Genomic DNA, 19,283 nt, shown 5'->3' on the forward strand with positions numbered 1-19,283 from the left:
AGCCGCAAAGTGTGCGGCCCGGCGCGCGCTGACCGCAAGGGTTTAGCGCGCTTTTTCATTTGGCGCAGCCGGTGCGCCTTGCGTATCATGGCCCGCCTGCATGGAGGCAGGCCGCAAGCCAATGGACCGCTCATCTCACATTTTTTCTGGAGGGCCCATGAGCCTGCACGAATTGAACACCTTCCCGGGCGTCACTGCCCAACCCGACAACGCTACGGCGAACTTCGTGTTCAACCACACCATGTTGCGGGTCAAGGACATCACCAAGTCGCTGGACTTCTACACGCGCATCCTGGGTTTCTCCCTGGTCGAGAAACGTGACTTCCCGGAAGCCGAATTCAGCCTGTACTTCCTGGCCCTGGTGGACAAGGCCCAGATCCCGGCCGACGCCGCCGAGCGTACCCAATGGATGAAATCGATTCCGGGCATCCTCGAACTGACCCACAACCACGGCACCGAAAACGATGCCGACTTTGCCTACCACAACGGCAACACCGACCCACGCGGCTTTGGCCATATCTGCATCTCGGTGCCGGACATTGTGGCGGCGTGCGAACGTTTCGAAGCCTTGGGCTGTGATTTCCAGAAACGCCTGACGGATGGCCGCATGAAGAGCCTCGCGTTCATCAAGGACCCGGATGCCTATTGGGTTGAGATCATCCAGCCGGCGCCGATGTAATAAGCACTGCGTGACGCGGAGCGTCACCGGATGCATTCCCCCGCGGAGCGTGGGAACGAGAATCCCGCGCCGGGCGTGGGAACGAGAAAAACCCCATGATCGCTCATGGGGTTTTTCATTTTCAGCCCTGGATTACGCCGGAGCAGAGGTGCGGATCAAGTGATCGAACGCGCTCAACGAAGCCTTGGCGCCCTCGCCTACTGCAATCACGATCTGCTTGTACGGCACGGTGGTTACGTCACCGGCGGCGAACACGCCAGGCAGTGAAGTCTCGCCACGGGCATCGACAATGATCTCGCCGCGCGGCGACAGCTCTACCGTGCCTTTGAGCCAGTCGGTGTTGGGCAGCAAGCCAATCTGCACGAAGATGCCTTCCAGGTCGATGGTCTTGAACTCACCGCTGTCGCGGTCCTTGTAGGCAAGGCCGGTGACTTTCTGGCCATCGCCTTTGACCTCACTGGTCAATGCACTGGTAATCACATCCACGTTCGGCAGGCTGTAGAGCTTGCGTTGCAACACGGCGTCGGCGCGCAGCTTGCTGTCGAACTCAAGCAAGGTGACATGGCTGACGATACCGGCCAGGTCAATGGCCGCTTCCACGCCGGAGTTACCGCCGCCGATCACCGCCACACGCTTGCCTTTGAACAGCGGGCCATCGCAGTGCGGGCAGAAGCACACGCCGCGGGCTTTGTATTCCTGCTCACCGGGCACACCCATCTCTCTCCAGCGGGCGCCTGTGGCCAGGATCACGGTCTTGGACTTGAGGGTCGCACCACTTTCGAAGCGAATTTCGTGCAGCTCCCCGGCATTTTTCGCCGGTACCAGGCTGCTAGCGCGTTGCAGGTTCATGATGTCCACATCGTACTGACGCACATGGGCTTCCAGCGCACTAGCCAGTTTCGGCCCTTCGGTTTCCTGTACCGAGATAAAATTCTCGATGGACATGGTGTCCAGTACCTGGCCACCAAAGCGTTCAGCCGCCACACCGGTACGAATACCTTTACGTGCCGCGTAAATGGCAGCCGAGGACCCGGCGGGGCCACCGCCAACCACCAGGACGTCGAAGGCGTCCTTGGCGCTGATTTTTTCCGCGGCTTTCTCGATACCGCTGGTGTCGAGCTTGGCGAGGATTTCTTCGAGGCCCATGCGGCCCTGGCCAAAGTTGACTCCGTTCAAGTAGACACTCGGGACCGCCATGATCTGGCGCTCATCGACTTCAGCCTGGAACAGCGCGCCATCAATCGCAACGTGGCGGATGTTCGGGTTCAGCACGGCCATCAGATTCAGCGCCTGGACCACGTCCGGGCAGTTCTGGCACGACAGCGAGAAGTACGTCTCGAAGCTGAACTCGCCTTTGAGGGCGCGGATCTGTTCAATTACTTCGACACTGGCTTTCGATGGGTGGCCACCCACTTGCAACAGGGCCAGCACCAACGAAGTGAATTCATGGCCCATAGGGATGCCGGCGAAACGCAGGCTGATCTCAGCACCCGGGCGATTGATGGAGAACGATGGCTTGCGCGCATCATTGCCATCGGTGTTCAGGGTAATCAGCGTTGAGAGGCTGGTTACGTCCTGCAAAAGAGCAAGCATTTCCTGGGATTTCGCACCGTCGTCGAGGGAGGCGATGATCTCGATCGGCTGGGTGACCCGTTCCAGGTATGACTTCAACTGAGCTTTAAGATTGGCGTCCAACATACGGGCGATTTCCTGTTCATTCGGTTTATTGCAGACAAAAAAACGCCCGAGCGACTCTCGCCCGGGCGTTTTGAGGGCGGATGCAGCTTACTTAAGTGCGGATACCCGCCCTTGATACGCGTTCACAGACTTAGATCTTGCCGACCAGGTCCAGAGACGGCGCCAGAGTGGCCTCGCCTTCTTTCCATTTGGCTGGGCAGACTTCACCTGGGTGGGCAGCGACGTACTGAGCGGCCTTGATCTTGCGCAGCAGCTCGGAAGCGTCACGACCTACACCGCCGTCGTTCAGCTCAACGATCTTGATCTGACCTTCCGGGTTGATCACGAAGGTGCCGCGGTCTGCCAGGCCAGCCTCTTCGATCAGCACGTCGAAGTTACGGGAGATGGTCAGGGTTGGGTCGCCAATCATGGTGTACTGGATTTTGCCGATGGCTGGCGACGTGTTGTGCCAGGCAGCGTGGGCAAAGTGGGTGTCGGTAGAAACGCTGTAGATTTCGACGCCCAGCTTCTGGAATTCGGCATAGTTGTCAGCCAGGTCTTCCAGTTCGGTTGGGCAAACGAAGGTGAAGTCGGCTGGGTAGAAGAAGACAACCGACCACTTGCCTTTCAGGTCAGCGTCGGTCACATCGACGAAGCTGCCGTTTTTGAAAGCGGTGGCTTTAAACGGTTTTACTTGGCTGTTGATGATAGGCATCGTTGACTCTCCGTCAGGGGTTAAGAAGTTGATGAGGTGAATCCTACCGGCTCTCTCGGTCGATGGCTCATTGGCAAACCTGATGCTGACGATTGGGTTTCTCTATCAGGTGACGCTATTAATAGAAAAAATCTCAAATCAGCGGTTGGGTTGCCAGGGTCATGCCCAGAAACGGCGTCGCTTCAACATAGCGCATCGCAGATTTCATGTCGTTCCAGCCGACGTAACTCATCAGGGACTTCAAATCCCAACCACTGCGATGCGCCCAAGTGGCAAAGCCCCGACGCAGGGAGTGGCTGGTGTATTGATCGGCGGGCATGCCAGCGCGCTCAAGGGCCTGGCGCAATAACGGGATCACACTGTTGGGATGCAAGCGCTCCTCACCCAGGTTGCCCCAGCGGTCGATGCCGCGAAACACCGGGCCGCGCACCAAAGCCGAGGCGCTGAGCCACTCGCTATAAGCCTGCACCGGACACAGCCGGAGCAACGCTGGGGTCTGGTAGGTTTTGCCGAGGTTGTCACGGTCACTTTTGCTGCGTGGCAAGTACAGGCTAATGCCTGCGCCTGGCACGGCCTGCACGTGCTCGATGCTTAATCGGCACAGCTCATCACTGCGAAAACCCCGCCAGAAGCCCAACAGAATCAGCGCAGCATCGCGCTTGGCCCGCAGCAAGCGCGGCGGGTCGTGATGCTCGCTGGCCTGTTTAGCTTCAATGTCCAGGGCGGCGATTACTTGCTCCAACTGCGTGAGCTGCAGAGGCTCGGCCTGCCGCTCCCGCGCCGGGTGCACGGCGCGGATGCCCTTGAGCACCTTGCGTACCACCGGCGCCTTCGTCGGGTCGGCAAACCCTTGGCTGGTATGCCATTGCGCCAAGGCCGAGAGCCGCAGTTTCAATGTGTTGACTGCCAACACCCCGGCATGCGCCACGAGGTAGCGCGCCACGCTGTCGCTGGTGGCCGGCAGGAACCCTCCCCAACTGACTTCGAAATGCTCGATGGCCGCGCGGTAGCTGCGGCGCGTGTTGTCGCGGGTGGCAGCGTTGAGATATCGGTCCAGGTCGCTCATAGGCGTCTTTTCGTACCGCTGACGGGTGAATGGCTGATGAAAATGCTTATGACACGGGATAATACGCCAATATCCCATCTGTTAAATCATGAATTTCAACGAGTTTTTAATCATGTTATAGTATGTATATACATACCATGTACCACAGTACTAAATCGACGGAGACCCCATGGCTCGCGGTGGCATAAACAAAGCAGTAGTGCAAACGGCACGCCTGGCGATCCTCGCCCGTGGCGAAAACCCCAGCATCGATGCGGTGCGTATCGAAATGGGTAATACCGGCTCGAAAACCACCATTCATCGCTATTTGAAAGAGCTGGACGAAAGTGAGACGCGCCAGACCATCACCCAAGCGCCGATCGACGATGAGCTTGGTGAACTGGTCGCACGCCTGTCCCAACGCCTGAAAGAGAAGGCCCAAGAGCCGATCGACCTGGCCCTGGCGCAATTCGAGCAACAAAAAGCCGCCCTGCTCGCCCAGTTAGAAACCCTGGAAGAAGCGCACACCCAACTCAAACAGCAATTTGATATCCAGGCCGCTGCCCTCGCTGAAGAAAGCGCGGCGCTGCAAACCGCCAGCACCAGCCTGCAGACCGAGCAAACCCGTAACGCCGGGCTGAGCCAGGCGTGCAGCGACTACGGGCTAAGGCTCAACGACAAAGACGAGCAGATTCGCTCACTGGAAGAAAAGCACCTGCACGCCCGCGATGCGCTTGAGCATTACCGCACTGCCATCAAGGAGCAGCGTGAACAGGAACAGCGTCGCCATGAGGGACAGTTGCAACAGGTACAGGCCGAATTGCGTCAGGCCCAGCAAAGCGCTCTGGTGCGTCAGGACGAAATCACGCAACTGCATCGCGACAACGAGCGCCTGCTGAGTGAGCAGCGAGTGACAACCAAGGAATTGAATACGCTGCAGGAGCACGCTCGCCAGGACCAGGCGCTACAGTTGAAACTCAAGGAACAGCTCAGCCAGATCGACAGCGAGCGCACCCTGCTCCAGGAACGTCTACGGGTTGCCGTGCTGGACAGCCAATCGCGCCAAGCGTCACTGCTTGAATATCAGCAGCACAACAAGGCGCTTGAGCTGGACCTGATCAAGGCCCAGGCAAGCATCGAAGCCCTGCGCCTGGCGACCGTCGTTGCAACGGTGCCAGAGGCAGCAGAGCCAAGCTGATCAGGGCGCCACAGGCGTGCGCATGGTGACGAATTCTTCCGCCGCCGTAGGATGCACGCCGATGGTTTCATCGAAATGCTGCTTGGTCGCGCCCGCCTTGAGCGCGATCGCCAGCCCTTGCACGATCTCACCCGCATCCGGGCCGACCATGTGGCAACCCAGCACTTTGTCGGTGTCGGCGTCGACCACCAACTTCATCAAGGTCTTTTCCTGGCAATCGGTCAGGGTCAGCTTCATCGGCCGGAACCGGCTTTCAAAGATCTGCACGTTGTGGCCATTTTTGCGTGCATCCTCTTCAGTCAGGCCGACTGTGCCGATATTCGGCAGGCTGAACACCGCCGTCGCGATATTGGCGTAATCCACCGGGCGGTATTGCTCGGGCTTGAACAACCGCCGCGCCACGGCCATGCCTTCAGCCAGGGCCACCGGCGTCAGTTGCACACGACCAATCACATCGCCAATCGCCAGGATCGACGGCTCGGCGGTCTGGTAGAGATCATCCACCGCGACGAAACCGCGCTCGTCCAGTTTGACCCCGGTATTTTCCAGGCCCAGGTTATCCAGCATTGGACGGCGGCCAGTGGCGTAGAACACGCAATCGGCTTCCAGCACGCGGCCATCCTTCAAAGTGGCCTTGAGGCTGCCGTCGGCCTGCTTGTCGATGCGCTCGATGTCGGCATTGAACTGCAAGTCCAGGCCGCGCTTGGTCAGCTCTTCTTGCAGGTGTTTGCGCACCGAACCGTCAAAGCCGCGCAAGAACAGATCGCCGCGATACAGCAATGACGTTTGGGCGCCCAAGCCGTGGAAGATGCCGGCGAACTCAACGGCGATATAACCACCACCCACTACCAGCACGCGCCTGGGCAGCTCTTTAAGAAAGAATGCCTCATTGGAACCAATGGCGTGCTCGCGCCCTGGAATCTCAGGGATCTGCGGCCAGCCGCCGGTGGCAATCAGGATGTGCTTGGCAGTGAAGCGCTCACCGTTGATCTCCACCTGATGGGCATCGACCAGGCGTGCATGCCCTTCATGCAGGGTCACGCCGCTGTTGACCAACAGGTTGCGATAGATACCGTTGAGGCGGTTGATCTCACGATCCTTGTTGGCGATCAGGGTCGCCCAATCAAAGTTCGCCTCACCCAGGGACCAGCCAAAGCCGCTGGCCTGTTCAAAGTCTTCGGCAAAATGCGCGCCGTACACCAACAGCTTCTTTGGCACGCAGCCGACGTTCACACAGGTGCCACCCAGGTAGCGGCTCTCGGCCACAGCCACCTTGGCGCCAAAGCCCGCGGCAAAGCGCGCCGCACGAACACCGCCGGAACCGGCGCCAATTACATACAGGTCAAAATCGTAGGCCATTTCACTCTCCTCGGCAGGACACCAGCATACCGACTTACATGGGGCTGAAAAACGAAAAAGCCACCCGAAGGTGGCTTTCGCTTAAAACGTACCGGCAAGCGTGAATCAGTAAGCCTTGCCCGTCTTGTAGAAATGCTCGTAGCAGAAGTTGGTCGCTTCGATGTAGCCCTCAGCGCCGCCGCAGTCGAAACGCTGGCCCTTGAACTTGTAGGCAATCACGCAGCCGTCTTTGGCTTGCTTGAGCAGAGCGTCGGTGATCTGGATCTCGCCACCCTTGCCTGGCTCGGTTTCTTCGATCAGCTTGAAGATGTCCGGCGTGAGGATGTAACGACCGATGATCGCCAGGTTCGATGGCGCGTCTTCCGGCGCTGGTTTCTCGACCATGTCGCGTACGCGGATCAGGCCATCGCCAATATCGTCGCCGGCGATAACACCGTACTTATTGGTTTCGGTTGGGTTGACTTCCATCACCGCAACGATGGTGCAACGGTATTTCTGGTAGAGCTTGACCATCTGGGTCAGCACACCGTCGCCTTCCAGGTTGACGCACAAGTCATCCGCAAGGACCACGGCGAACGGCTCGTCACCGATCAGCGGGCGACCGGTAAGGATGGCGTGGCCGAGGCCTTTCATCTGAGTCTGACGGGTGTAGGAGAACGAGCACTCGTCGAGCAGTTTACGGATACCGACCAGGTATTTTTCCTTGTCGGTGCCCTTGATCTGGTTTTCCAGCTCATAGCTGATGTCGAAGTGGTCTTCCAGCGCGCGCTTGCCACGACCCGTGACGATGGAGATCTCGTTCAAACCGGCATCCAGTGCCTCTTCCACACCGTACTGAATCAGTGGCTTGTTCACCACTGGCAGCATTTCTTTGGGCATGGCTTTGGTCGCTGGCAAGAAGCGAGTGCCGTAACCGGCTGCTGGGAACAAGCATTTCTTGATCATATGAGTCCTTACAAAGGGCTGTGCGTACGGAATTCGGCGCAGTCTAATCAGGCCGCAGTCACCTTACAATGGGGTCCTGCTGGCGTTGCAATGTCATCATAGAGAAAAAATGTCGGCGTAAGTTCCGCTGATGCTGCATAGCGCATCACCAACGGTCGGCCAGAATCCGACTTGGCCCCTTGTTTAGAAGGGCTGCATTGGTTTTAGCACGCTTTTGCGCCCCTGGCACTGACCCGCAACAACTTGCGCCCCGCCCCGGCATTTGGCGCTATCATGGGCGCCTTGAACCAAGACCACGAGATTGCCAACAGATGTCAGAACCAAAAGGTGTAAACGGCTACCTGATCACGAAGCGAGCGGACGGCTGGCACTTGATCAATTTTCACGGTGACAGCGTTGCCGGCGTATTCGAGACCGAAAGCATGGCGATCGCCGTCGCCGAAGTGTTTGTAGATGAGGCAGGCCATGCATCGAGCAAGCGGCCGAAAACCAAGTAAGCCTCGTTGCACCGCTTTGAAAGCCCCGTTAAGCGGGGCTTTTTTGTTTGTCTGTACCTAGATGGCAGTTCGCTATAACCTTCAACAACGCCACGACAGTGTCAGCGCGCCCTTCCAATACCCTCGATGACGAACCTTTATGAAAAAAATCCTGGCACTGACCGCAGTACTGGCACTCGCCGGCTGCACCACCGCTTCCGACACCTTGCTGAAAAATGGTGAACAAGGTTTGACCATCGACTGCTCGGGTGAGGCCAATTCATGGGCCAGTTGCTACGAAAAGGCGGACGCATCCTGCGCCGGCACCGGTTACCGCATCGTTGGCACCAATGGCACGCCGGCACTCAAGGAAAGCGACAAGACCCTGGGCCAGGACGTGGGCAACTTCAAAGGCCGTAGCGTGGTGGTGGTCTGCAAGTAACGCTGCTACAGGTGCACTTCAGCGAACTTGATCCCCAGGCCACGCAGGGTTTCGATCAAGTCATCCAGGCGAGCAAATGATTCGACCTCATCCTGTTCGTCCACCAAGAAGTAGCTGCGCCCGCCGCTCTTCTTGAAAAACACGATCCACTCGCCCAGATCGGCGGGGTTCTGGATGACATGGGTGGCCGAGATCTGCCCTTCGGCATGGCGGGCTTTGACGTGTTCTCGTTTCATAACGGGCTTTCCAGAAAAACAAATGCCGCTCAAACCCAGGGTTTGAGCAGCATCTTTGTAGTGAATGCCCGACAGTTTAACGGATGCAGGCCGTCCCTGCAGGGTGATGGCTTTTTTTATCGGGTTTGAGGGGTGGGCCTGTGGCTCAACCGGAAATGCACTCTTCCCCTGCCTTCTTCACGTCGCCCGGGCGGATGGGCACATTGGACATGCTTTCATAAAGCTTGATGCTGCTACCGCTGGAGCGGTCTTCAATTTCAAAGATCGCCGACGGGTCTGCCGAGAACTTCTGCGGCACGATCACCTGAATGCCGTCTTTATGGGGCTCGATCTGCGACGGCCGACGGGTCGCCTCCAATTTGCGCACCACGCACGCCGCATATTCCTGCGGCTTCTTCCCTGAGATGACCACCAATGTTGGCGGGGTCTGCTTGATATCTGCAACCGAAGCACACCCACCTATTGCCAAGGCCAGCACCAACACACTCCACTTCATACAAAAACCTCCGATAAAGACCCTACGACAGCGGGGATGGTAATTTTCTCCCACCAACGTAGGATTTATCTGTGATAACTCGGTAAATAACTGTTTTAAATTGTCGAAGTCGTCGACGACGGCCCGATAATAAACGCGCTGGGGCTGATAAACTCCATCTTAACCTACGTATCGTTCTGATTTTTCAGAAAAAGCCCTTCTGGAGACACCCCATGAAATTCATCCACCAGCGTGAGCACCTCAACGAGGGAGACATTGTCGTCATCGAATGCTCGCAGACCTGCAATATTCGCCTGATGAGCGATGCGAACTTTCGCAGCTTCAAAAATGGCGGCCGCCATACCTACCACGGCGGCGCATTTGATAAATTCCCGGCCAAGATCACCGCGCCCAGCACCGGCTTCTGGAACATCACCCTGGATGTGGTGACCCGTCGCGCCATCAGCGTGACCCGCAAGCCTGCGTTGTCCCACAAGATTCGTATCGTTCGTCGTACCAGCAGCAAGCTGAGCTGACCCGAACACCTGACAGGAAAAAAGCTGTGACCACCACAACCAAATACGTCATCAAGTACAAGCTCAACGGCGAACGCCGCTTTGAATTTGCCCAGTTGCAAAACAACAGCGTCGAAGAAGCCAAGCAAGCCTTGGCAAAAATTCATGATGCCAGCGACGAAATCACCGACATCAACGTGAGCAAGGCGCTGTAAGCCATGCCAGGCCCTACCGCCGATTTGTTTGCCGATGAGGCCCTGCAACAGCCTGCCGGGCGCGAGCAAATTGGCGAAGAGTCGTATGTACTGAGGGGCTATGCCTTGCCCTGGATCGAGCGGTTATTGCCTGAACTGCGGCGTGTCCTGGCTCAATCACCGTTTCGGCAGATGGTCACCCCCGGCGGCTTTACCATGTCGGCGGCGCTGAGCAGTTGCGGCGAGCTGGGCTGGACCACCGACGCCCGTGGCTATCGCTACAGCCCACTCGACCCGCGCAACCAGCAGCCCTGGCCCGCCATGCCCGAGACGTTGCGCCAACTGGCCGTGACAGCGGCAATCGAGGCCGGCTTCAGCGGTTTTCTACCCGATGCCTGCCTGATCAACCGTTACGTACCGGGGGCGAAGATGTCCCTGCACCAGGACAAGAACGAGCGCAACTACAGCGCGCCCGTGGTCTCGGTGTCCCTGGGGCTGCCGGCGATTTTCCTGTTCGGTGGGCATGCGCGCAGCGACAACACCCAAAAGGTCTCGCTGTTTCATGGTGATGTGGTCGTGTGGGGCGGCGTTGATCGCCTGCGCTTTCATGGCGTGATGCCGATCAAAGACGGCCTGCATTCGATCATGGGCCCGCAGCGCATCAACCTGACCTTTCGCACCGCGGGCTAATTTGACCGCAAGCTTCGGAGTGTCGATGACGAGCGGCAGGCTTAATCTGCTCCTGAACCGTCAAGAGTGCAGGCCATGAACAACGAACACGATCCGCGCTGGGCTGCCATTATTGCCCGTGATGCCAAGGCTGACGCCTTGTTTGTCTACGGCGTGAAAACCACCGGCGTGTATTGCCGCCCCAGCAGCGCTTCGCGTTTGCCGCGCCCGGAGAATGTCGAATTTTTCGACACGCCGGCGCAGGCCGAAGCCGCCGGTTATCGTCCCAGTAAACGCGCTGCCGGCGACCAGACGCAGTTGGCTGCACACCATGGGCAGTTAGTGGCCGAAGCCTGCCGGCAAATCGAACAAGCCGAAACCCCGCCTAGCCTGGACGCGCTCGCCCGATCCGCCGGGCTGAGTCCGTTTCACTTCCACCGCGTATTCAAAGCCAACACCGGGTTGACCCCCAAGGGTTACGCCAGCGCCCTGCGTTCGCGCAGAGTGCGCGACGGCCTCAAGGGCCAGCATTCGGTGACAGACACCCTGTACGACGCGGGCTTTAATTCCAATAGCCGCTTTTATGAAGCCGCCGACCAGGTGCTCGGCATGAAACCGCGAGATTACAAAGGCGGCGGCGCCAATAACACCATCCGCTTTGCCGTTGGCCAGTGCTCGCTGGGGGCGATTCTGGTGGCGCAAAGCCAACGTGGCGTGTGTGCGATTTTATTGGGTGATGATCCGGACAAACTGGTGCGCGACCTGCAAGACCAGTTTCCCAAGGCTGAGTTGATCGGCGCGGATCAGGGGTTCGAACAACTGGTGGCCCAGGTCGTTGGCTTTGTCGAGGCCCCTGCCGTGGGCCTGGATTTGCCCTTGGACCTGCGCGGCACGGCCTTTCAGGAGCGGGTGTGGCAGGCGTTGCGCGAAATCCCTGCGGGCAGCACCGCCAGCTATGCGCAGATTGCCGAGCGTATCGGCGCACCCTCCTCCTTTCGCGCCGTGGCCCAGGCGTGTGGTGCCAACCACCTGGCGGTGGCGATTCCCTGTCATCGCGTGGTGCGCAGCAATGGCGAGCTGTCGGGCTACCGCTGGGGCGTAGAGCGCAAGCGCCAGTTACTTGAGCGCGAAACCCAGCCCCACAAAAGGCCGCTCCCGTCCAGTGAATAAAACAGACTGGCCGGGTGCTGATTGCCCTGCTAAAACAGCGAAAAGCCCTACTAACGCTGGAGAAGCAACCCATGAGCACCTGGCCAGACACCCGCATTCTTGACCTGTTGGGCATTGAGGTGCCGATCATCCAGGCGCCGATGGCTGGCGCGACGACCACCGCCATGGTCATCGCCGCTCAGCAAGCCGGTGCCCTGGGCTCCATGCCTGCGGCGGCGCTGAGCCTGGAGCAACTGCGCGAGGCCTTGGCCCTCATTCGCCAGGCCAATCATGCGCCGCTGAACGTCAACTTCTTCTGCCATCAACCGTCCGATGCCGATGACGCGCGGGATCAGGCTTGGAAGGCCTTGCTGCAACCTTACTACCATGAGCTGGGCGCCGACTTTGATGCGCCAACCCCGGTGTCCAACCGTGCGCCGTTCAATGACGCAGCCTGCCAGGTGGTGGAAGCGTTTCGGCCAGAAGTGGTGAGCTTTCATTTTGGCCTGCCAGAGAAGTCTTTGCTGGACCGGGTAAAAGCCACCGGTGCCAAGGTGCTGTCATCGGCCACCACCGTCGAGGAAGCCGTGTGGCTGGAACAGCACGGCTGCGACGCGATCATCGCCATGGGCATCGAAGCGGGTGGGCACCGTGGCCTGTTTCTCAGCGATGACCTCAATAGCCAGATCGGCTTGATGGCGCTGCTGCCACAGATCGTCGACGCGGTCAGCGTGCCGGTGATTGCTGCGGGCGGAATCGCCGATGCACGCGGCATCGTTGCGGCCTTTGCCCTCGGCGCTTCGGCGGTGCAGATCGGCACGGCGTACCTGTTCACGCCCGAAGCCACTGTAAGCGCCGCCCATCACCATGCGCTGCGCCATGCCCAGGCCAGCGAAACCGCGCTGACCAACCTGTTCACCGGCCGCCCGGCGCGGGGCGTCGTCAACCGGGTGATGCGTGAACTCGGCGCAATCAACCCAGCGGCGCCGGCGTTCCCCAAAGCGGGAGGCGCATTAATGCCACTCAAGGCCAAGGATGAAGCCGGTTTCAGTAACCTGTGGGCAGGCCAGGCCCTGAGGCTGGGCAAAAACCTGTCCACCTATGACCTGACCCGCGAATTGGCCGAGCACGCGATAGCCAGATTCACCCGCGACTGACATGAGCAGCAACTTGGTGCTGTACCGGCAATAGCCTACCGCTATATATTCCCATACATAGCGGTAAGCCTTTTTACCTACAACCTGCCGTACACCTTCAAGGAGTTGCTTCATGATGACCCGCGTTTCGCGCCTGGCCCCCCTGCTTGCCGCCTTTGCCTTGGGTACGGCCCATGCCGACGAAGTGCAGGTGGCCGTGGCCGCCAACTTCACTGCCCCGATACAGGTGATTGCCGCCGACTTCGAGAAAGACACCGGCCATAAACTGGTCGCGGCCTACGGTGCCACCGGGCAGTTCTACACCCAGATCAAGAATGGCGCGCCGTTTGAAGTGTTCCTCAGCGCCGATGACACCACCGCGCAAAAACTCGAAAGCGAAGGCGCTACCGTCAAGGGTTCACGCTTCACCTACGCGGTCGGCACCCTGGCGCTGTGGTCGGCCAAAGAAGGCTATGTGGATGCCAACGGTGATGTGCTGAAGAAAAACCAATTCAAGCACTTGTCCATCGCCAACCCCAAAACAGCGCCCTACGGCCTGGCCGCCACCCAGGTACTGGCCAGGGAAGGCTTGACTGACAAGGTCAAGGACAAGCTCGTCGAGGGCCAGAACATCACCCAGGCTTATCAGTTTGTGTCTACCGGCAACGCCGAGCTGGGTTTTGTGGCCTTGTCGCAAATCTACAAAGACGGCAAAGTCACCGGCGGTTCGGCGTGGATTGTTCCGGCCTCCCTGCATGACCCGATCAAACAGGACGCCGTAATCCTCAACAAGGGCAAGGACAGCGCCGCCGCCAAGGCCCTGATGGACTACCTCAAAGGCCCGAAAGCGGCTGCCGTTATCAAATCCTACGGTTACGAGCTGTAAATGCCCCTGACAAGTGCTGATGTTTCTGCGATCTGGTTGACCCTCAAACTGGCCTCGTTGACCACCCTGATCCTGTTGATCATCGGCACACCGATCGCCCTGTGGCTGTCGCGCACCCGTTCCAAGTGGCGCGGCCCCATCGGCGCAGTGGTCGCACTGCCGTTGGTGTTGCCGCCAACGGTCATCGGCTTTTACTTGCTGTTGGCCATGGGGCCCAATGGGTACGTCGGCCAATTCACGCAGTGGCTGGGCCTGGGCACCCTCACCTTCAGTTTCGCCGGGCTGGTGATTGGCTCGGTGATCTACTCCATGCCCTTCGTGGTGCAGCCGTTGCAGAATGCGTTTTCTGCCATCGGCACGCGCCCGCTGGAAGTGGCCGCGACCTTGCGCGCCAACCCGTGGGACACGTTTTTCACGGTGATCCTGCCGCTGGCACGCCCTGGGTTTATCACCGCCTCGATTCTGGGCTTCGCCCATACCGTTGGTGAGTTCGGCGTGGTGCTGATGATCGGCGGCAATATCCCGGACAAGACCCGTGTCGTCTCGGTGCAAATCTACGACCACGTCGAAGCCATGGAATATGCTCAGGCCCATTGGCTGGCCGGGGCCATGGTGGTATTCGCCTTCCTCGTGTTGCTGGTGCTCTATTCCAGCCGTAAAACCAAGATGGGCTGGAGTTGATCGCGATGATGGATATACGCCTGCACCTGAAATACTCCGCCTTCGCACTGGATGTGGACCTGCAATTGCCCGGCCGTGGCGTGAGCGCGCTGTACGGACATTCCGGTTCAGGCAAGACCACCTGCCTGCGCTGCATCGCCGGTCTGGAACGCGCCGAACACGGTTTTGTGCACATCAACGACGAGGTGTGGCAAGACAGCCGCAAAGGGCTGTTTGTGCCGCCGCATAAACGCGCCCTGGGCTATGTGTTCCAAGAGGCGAGCCTGTTTCCTCACCTGTCGGTGCTCGCCAATCTGGAGTTCGGCCTCAAACGTATCCCACGCCCGCAACGGCGCGTGGACATGGCCCAGGCCACCGAACTGTTGGGTATCGGGCACTTGCTTGAGCGTCATCCGCAACACTTGTCCGGCGGCGAGCGCCAGCGCGTCGGCATCGCCCGCGCCTTGCTCACCAGCCCCAAGTTGTTGTTGATGGATGAACCGCTGGCGGCCCTGGACAGCCAGCGCAAAAGCGAGATATTGCCTTACCTGGAACGCCTGCACGACGAACTGGATATCCCGGTGCTCTACGTCAGCCATGCCCAGGACGAAGTGGCGCGACTGGCCGACCATATCGTTCTGCTCAGCGACGGCAAGGCCCTGGCCAGTGGCCCGATCGGCGAGACCCTGGCGCGCCTCGACCTGCCCTTGGCGCTGGGCGACGATGCCGGCGTGGTGATCGCCGGCAGCGTCGTTGCCTACGACGCGCACTATCAATTGCTCACTCTGCAGTTGCCCGATTGCCCGTTGCAGATGCGCGTGGCCCATGTCCCGCTGGTGGTGGGCAACCCGCTGCGGGTCAAGGTCCAGGCGCGGGATGTAAGCCTGAGCCTGCAGGCCCAAGAACACAGCAGCATCCTCAACCGCTTGCCGGTGACCGTCACCCAGACTATCGGCGCGGACAACAGCGCCCATGTGCTGGTGCGCCTGGACGCCGGCGGCACGCCGTTACTGGCGCGCATCACGCGCTTCTCCCGCGACCAATTGCAACTGCATCCGGGCCAGACGTTGTGGGCGCAAATCAAGGCGGTGGCCGTACTGGCTTAAGCATTTGGCACGACCGCAGGGCGCTGCGGTCAATCAGACATACCGGCCTGATTTGTTGCCAAGGAACCCGCCCCATGCCTGACTCTTCGTTACCCGCCGACCTGCCTCGCGACCTGCACTATGTGGATGACACCCAGCCCGGCATCCGCCGTAAAAAAGTGCGAGGCAAGTTCCAGTATCTGAACGCCAAAGGCGAGCGCATTACCGACGCGGACGAAATCAAACGCCTGAACGCCTTGGCGGTGCCACCCGCCTACACCGATGTGTGGATCTGCGCCGACCCTCGCGGCCACCTGCAAGCCACCGGCCGCGACGCCCGTGGCCGTAAGCAGTACCGTTACCACCCACGCTGGCGCGAGGTGCGCGACAGCGACAAGTACTCGCGCTTACAGGCTTTTGGCGCCGCTTTGCCCAGATTGCGCAAACAGCTCGAAGCACAAATCGCCGAGCCGGGGTTTACCCGCGAAAAGGTGTTGGCCACGGTGGTGATGTTGCTGGACGCCACGCTGATCCGCGTCGGCAATACCCAATATGCCCGTGAAAACAAATCCTACGGCCTGACCACCCTGCGCAACCGCCATGTGGACATCAAGGGCAGCGAGATCCAGTTCCAGTTTCGTGGCAAGAGTGGCGTGGAGCACCAAGTCAGCGTCAAGGATCGGCGCCTGGCCCGGGTGGTCAAGCGTTGCATGGAATTGCCAGGGCAAAACCTGTTCCAGTACCTGGACGAAGACGGTGAGCGGCATACCGTCAGCTCCCAGGACGTCAACGACTACCTGCACCGCCTGACCGGCGAAGACTTTACCGCCAAGGACTACCGCACCTGGGCCGGCACAGCAATGGCGCTGGCGGTGTTGCGCGAGTTGGCGTGGCAGCCCGAATCCGACGCTAAGCGGCATGTGGTGGCGATGGTCAAGGATGTCGCCCGGCAGCTGGGCAACACGCCGGCGGTGTGCCGCAAGTGCTATATCCACCCGGCGGTGCTTGAGCATTTCAGCCTCGGTGAATTGTCGAAGCTGCCCAAGCCGCGAGTGCGCAAAGGCCTGAAAGCCGAAGAAGTCGCGCTGGCAATGTTCCTGGAAAAACTGGCCGAAGACTTGCCGCACAAAGTTAAGGTGGGTTAGGCTCTGCCTCCCTTCTGACTCACGGGATGACCGCCGACGTGAACAACTAAGCCTTCCAAAATGTATCTGCAACGAGCCGCCTGGCGCGCTTGTTGGCCTGTTTGACATTTTTTTGGAGGTGCTGATGACTGACGTCAAACGGTTGCCCGCACTTGTTTCCCTGCAACACCTGTCTTTCCAGTTCGCCAATGGCGAAACCTTGCTGGCCGACGTGAACCTGTCCATTGATCAAACGCCTACCGGTATCGTCGGGCGCAATGGACGGGACAAAAGTATCCTGGCCAAGTTGATGGCCGGCGTGCTGCTGCCCTCCTGCGGGACGTTGAAAAAACCGGCCCATGTTGCCTATGTGCCCCAGGCCATCACGGCTCAACCAGGGCAAACCATCGCCGATATCACCGCAACTGCCGCGGCCTTGGCTGCCCTTGAGCGAATGGGCCAGGGCGATGCACGCCTCGGTGACCTGGAACTGATCGACGATCGCTGGGACCTCGCCGAACGCCTGCGTCAGGCACTGGATGCAGCGGGTTTGCAGACTCTCAGTGGCAGTACCCCGGCCGATCAACTCAGCGGCGGCCAACTTGCCAGGGTCGCGCTGATCGGGGCGTTGTTGGCGGCACCGCAGTTGCTGATTCTGGACGAGCCCAGCAACCATCTTGATGCTGACGGGCGCGACTGGCTGTTGCGTGTGTTGCGCGATTGGCGCGGTGGCCTGGTGGTGGTCAGCCATGATCGACAGTTGCTCAATGCCATGGGCCGCATCATCGAGCTGTCGCCCCTGGGCATTCAAGTGTATGGCGGCAACTACGATGCCTATCGCCAGCAACGCGACACTCACCAGCAGGCCGCGATTGCTGCGTGGGAACAGGCGCGTCTGGCCCGCAGCCGCGAGCGTCGGCGCCTGCAAAAAGATCACGACGACTTGCAGCGCCACGCCGCACGCGCACGTAAACAGGCCGAGACCGCCAACGTCGACCGCTTTACCAAGGCGCGCTGGAAAAGCGCAGCAACGGAGGTCGTCAGCAGCGTGCGCAGCGCCCATCATGCGTGCAAAAACCAACTCGACGCCCAGGTACGCCAGGCGTACGAGCGCGTGGTGGATGAGACGCCCACACTGCTCGCATTATCAGGCTCGACCGTCCCCAATGGCCGCCAGGTACTGGTGCTGGAGCAGGCGCAATTGCCCTGGCTTGATCCCTTGGCACCCGCCAGCTACCTGACGGCCAACCTGACAGGCCCGGCTCGCGTTGCCGTACGTGGGCCGAACGGTTGCGGCAAATCGACCTTGCTCAAAGTGCTAGCCGGCCACTGGCAGGCGGTCAGTGGCGAGTGCAGCGTAGCGGTGCCCAGCGCGTACATCGATCAGCACCTGGCGCTGCTGGACGACCGTCGCAGCCTTGTCGAGCAACTCAACCTGCTCGACACGCCCCTGGCCGAAGCCGAACTGCGCACACGCCTGGCGTTGTTGCAGTTGGACGCGCTGCGGGTTACGCAGCCGGCAGGGCAACTCAGCGGCGGCGAGCGCTTGAAAGCTGCGATGGCCGTAGCCTTGTGGCGTGAGACACCGGCGCAATTACTGTTATTGGATGAACCCACCAATCACCTGGACCTGGAGTCGGTGCTGGCGTTTGAGCAGGCATTGAAGGGGTTTGCCGGCGCGCTGCTGGCCGTATCACACGACGAGGCATTCTTGCAGGCGATTGAGCCGACTCACCATCTGACGTGGCACGCCACCGGCTGGCAACTGGAGCGTGTCTGAGGTTATTGCGCAGACAGGCAAAGCGTCCTACGGTAGTGGCCGGATAATCTCACCGAGGAAACCGGCCCCATGCTGCCTTCGTCTCGCAAGCCTTACACCAATGCCACGCTCGCCCATCGACAGCGCTGGCGCGGGCGGGTGGGCTTGATGCTGGTGGCTTGTCTGTCGGTGCTGGCGGGTATGACCGATGCCATCGGTTTTATGGCCAGCGGCGATTTCGTCTCGTTCATGAGCGGTAACACCACGCGCCTGGCGGTGGCCATCAGTGCGGGCGACCTGGGGCTCACCGGGCGGCTGGTGCTGCTGGTCGCCACCTTCGTGGTCGGTAATGCCTTGGGCGTGCTGGTCAGCCGTTTCAGCAAGCGCCATGCGTTGCCCTTATTGCTGTGCATCGGCGCCTTGCTCTGTGCTGCGGCGTTGTGGCCATCGACCGATACCTTGCCCGCGTTGCTCGCAGCGATCATTGCCATGGGCATGCTCAATGCGGCCGTCGAGGAGGTGAACGGGTTACCGGTGGGGCTGACCTACGTCACCGGAGCGCTGTCACGCTTTGGTCGCGGGCTGGGCCGTTGGTTATTGGGCGAGCGCCGCAATGGCTGGCGCGTGCAATTGATTCCGTGGGGCGGAATGTTCATTGGCGCTGTGATCGGTGCACTGCTGGAACAGCAGATGGGCCTGCGCGCATTGTGGGTCAGTGGTGCGTTGGCTGGGGCCTTGGGGGTGGCGACACTGTTGATTCCGCGACGCTGGCACTTGGGTTTCATGCCCCGTTGAGGTGGGGTTGAGGAGCTCGTTCGACGTTTAAGCCTCGACATCCGTGTACCGGTAAAGAGCCATC

General features: G+C 59.9%; 22 protein-coding genes. 15 read left to right on the plus strand and 7 right to left on the minus strand.

Going from position 1 to position 19,283, the window contains the following annotated elements:
• Positions 1–157: 157 nt before the first annotated feature.
• Positions 158–679: a lactoylglutathione lyase gene (gene gloA, locus AB4P90_RS14680; protein WP_003191301.1), complete on the plus strand. Its 522-nt coding sequence runs from the start codon at positions 158–160 to the stop codon at positions 677–679.
• Between the two features lie 132 nt (positions 680–811).
• Here the strand turns inward: gloA and ahpF are convergent, their stop codons facing one another.
• The 3 genes from ahpF to AB4P90_RS14695 form a co-directional block, all read right to left on the minus strand.
• A complete protein-coding gene (gene ahpF / locus AB4P90_RS14685; RefSeq protein ID WP_020302758.1) occupies positions 812–2,377 on the minus strand; it encodes an alkyl hydroperoxide reductase subunit F in 1,566 nt (521 codons plus the stop codon).
• A 130-nt stretch (positions 2,378–2,507) separates the two neighbouring features.
• Positions 2,508–3,071 carry an alkyl hydroperoxide reductase subunit C gene (gene ahpC, locus AB4P90_RS14690; RefSeq protein ID WP_003191303.1) on the minus strand — a complete coding sequence of 188 codons (564 nt, stop codon included), beginning with the start codon at positions 3,069–3,071 and terminating at the stop codon, positions 2,508–2,510.
• 133 nt (positions 3,072–3,204) lie between these two features.
• A complete protein-coding gene (locus AB4P90_RS14695; protein WP_395606072.1) occupies positions 3,205–4,137 on the minus strand; it encodes a site-specific integrase in 933 nt (310 codons plus the stop codon).
• A gap of 169 nt (positions 4,138–4,306) precedes the next feature.
• Here AB4P90_RS14695 and AB4P90_RS14700 point away from each other — a divergent pair, with 169 nt between their 5' ends.
• The gene (locus tag AB4P90_RS14700) at positions 4,307–5,314 is read left to right on the plus strand and encodes a DNA-binding protein (protein WP_395606073.1); all 1,008 of its coding nucleotides are present in this window, start codon (positions 4,307–4,309) and stop codon (positions 5,312–5,314) included.
• Here AB4P90_RS14700 and gorA read toward each other — a convergent pair whose 3' ends face one another.
• Entirely contained in the window at positions 5,315–6,673 is a 1,359-nt protein-coding gene (gene gorA, locus AB4P90_RS14705) for a glutathione-disulfide reductase (RefSeq protein WP_395606074.1), read from the minus strand. It abuts the gene before it with no gap.
• Positions 6,674–6,778: 105 nt separating this feature from the next.
• Positions 6,779–7,618: a UTP--glucose-1-phosphate uridylyltransferase GalU gene (galU, locus tag AB4P90_RS14710; protein WP_003173830.1), complete on the minus strand. Its 840-nt coding sequence runs from the start codon at positions 7,616–7,618 to the stop codon at positions 6,779–6,781.
• A gap of 311 nt (positions 7,619–7,929) precedes the next feature.
• On the opposite strand from galU, the gene AB4P90_RS14715 reads away from it, so the two are divergent.
• Entirely contained in the window at positions 7,930–8,115 is a 186-nt protein-coding gene (locus AB4P90_RS14715; RefSeq protein WP_003191311.1) for a hypothetical protein, read from the plus strand.
• A 139-nt stretch (positions 8,116–8,254) separates the two neighbouring features.
• Positions 8,255–8,536, plus strand: a complete 282-nt coding sequence (locus AB4P90_RS14720) for a hypothetical protein (RefSeq protein WP_003191312.1) — start codon at positions 8,255–8,257, stop codon at positions 8,534–8,536.
• Positions 8,537–8,541: 5 nt separating this feature from the next.
• Here the strand turns inward: AB4P90_RS14720 and AB4P90_RS14725 are convergent, their stop codons facing one another.
• Together AB4P90_RS14725 and AB4P90_RS14730 are read right to left on the minus strand one after the other, a co-directional pair.
• Positions 8,542–8,772, minus strand: a complete 231-nt coding sequence (locus tag AB4P90_RS14725; RefSeq protein ID WP_003191314.1) for a hypothetical protein — start codon at positions 8,770–8,772, stop codon at positions 8,542–8,544.
• Positions 8,773–8,917: 145 nt separating this feature from the next.
• Positions 8,918–9,268, minus strand: a complete 351-nt coding sequence (locus tag AB4P90_RS14730; RefSeq protein WP_395606075.1) for a hypothetical protein — start codon at positions 9,266–9,268, stop codon at positions 8,918–8,920.
• Positions 9,269–9,480: 212 nt separating this feature from the next.
• On the opposite strand from AB4P90_RS14730, the gene AB4P90_RS14735 reads away from it, so the two are divergent.
• From AB4P90_RS14735 to AB4P90_RS14785, 11 genes are all read left to right on the plus strand, one after another.
• Positions 9,481–9,783, plus strand: coding sequence for a DUF1883 domain-containing protein (locus tag AB4P90_RS14735; protein WP_003191319.1), 303 nt, complete (start codon positions 9,481–9,483; stop codon positions 9,781–9,783).
• A gap of 26 nt (positions 9,784–9,809) precedes the next feature.
• Complete coding sequence (locus AB4P90_RS14740; protein WP_014718516.1) at positions 9,810–9,977, plus strand: hypothetical protein; 168 nt, start codon at positions 9,810–9,812, stop codon at positions 9,975–9,977.
• 3 nt (positions 9,978–9,980) lie between these two features.
• Positions 9,981–10,646 (plus strand): DNA oxidative demethylase AlkB, encoded by a 666-nt coding sequence (alkB, locus tag AB4P90_RS14745; protein WP_103451658.1) that lies wholly within the window; start codon positions 9,981–9,983, stop codon positions 10,644–10,646.
• Positions 10,647–10,721: 75 nt separating this feature from the next.
• A complete protein-coding gene (ada, locus tag AB4P90_RS14750; protein WP_060767800.1) occupies positions 10,722–11,795 on the plus strand; it encodes a bifunctional DNA-binding transcriptional regulator/O6-methylguanine-DNA methyltransferase Ada in 1,074 nt (357 codons plus the stop codon).
• 71 nt (positions 11,796–11,866) lie between these two features.
• A complete protein-coding gene (locus AB4P90_RS14755; RefSeq protein ID WP_395606076.1) occupies positions 11,867–12,931 on the plus strand; it encodes an NAD(P)H-dependent flavin oxidoreductase in 1,065 nt (354 codons plus the stop codon).
• Positions 12,932–13,043: 112 nt separating this feature from the next.
• The gene (gene modA, locus AB4P90_RS14760; protein WP_395605074.1) at positions 13,044–13,796 is read left to right on the plus strand and encodes a molybdate ABC transporter substrate-binding protein; all 753 of its coding nucleotides are present in this window, start codon (positions 13,044–13,046) and stop codon (positions 13,794–13,796) included.
• Positions 13,797–14,477 carry a molybdate ABC transporter permease subunit gene (modB, locus tag AB4P90_RS14765; RefSeq protein ID WP_019817081.1) on the plus strand — a complete coding sequence of 227 codons (681 nt, stop codon included), beginning with the start codon at positions 13,797–13,799 and terminating at the stop codon, positions 14,475–14,477.
• A 5-nt stretch (positions 14,478–14,482) separates the two neighbouring features.
• The gene (gene modC, locus AB4P90_RS14770) at positions 14,483–15,562 is read left to right on the plus strand and encodes a molybdenum ABC transporter ATP-binding protein (RefSeq protein ID WP_102666216.1); all 1,080 of its coding nucleotides are present in this window, start codon (positions 14,483–14,485) and stop codon (positions 15,560–15,562) included.
• A gap of 74 nt (positions 15,563–15,636) precedes the next feature.
• Positions 15,637–16,686 carry a DNA topoisomerase IB gene (locus AB4P90_RS14775; RefSeq protein ID WP_020302751.1) on the plus strand — a complete coding sequence of 350 codons (1,050 nt, stop codon included), beginning with the start codon at positions 15,637–15,639 and terminating at the stop codon, positions 16,684–16,686.
• A gap of 124 nt (positions 16,687–16,810) precedes the next feature.
• Complete coding sequence (locus AB4P90_RS14780; protein WP_395605075.1) at positions 16,811–18,445, plus strand: ATP-binding cassette domain-containing protein; 1,635 nt, start codon at positions 16,811–16,813, stop codon at positions 18,443–18,445.
• A 69-nt stretch (positions 18,446–18,514) separates the two neighbouring features.
• Positions 18,515–19,219, plus strand: coding sequence for a YoaK family protein (locus AB4P90_RS14785; protein ID WP_014718525.1), 705 nt, complete (start codon positions 18,515–18,517; stop codon positions 19,217–19,219).
• Positions 19,220–19,283 lie beyond the last annotated feature (64 nt).

The sequence above is a fragment of the Pseudomonas sp. B16120 genome, assembly GCF_044218845.1.
Classification (GTDB): Bacteria; Pseudomonadota; Gammaproteobacteria; order Pseudomonadales; family Pseudomonadaceae; genus Aquipseudomonas; species Aquipseudomonas paracarnis.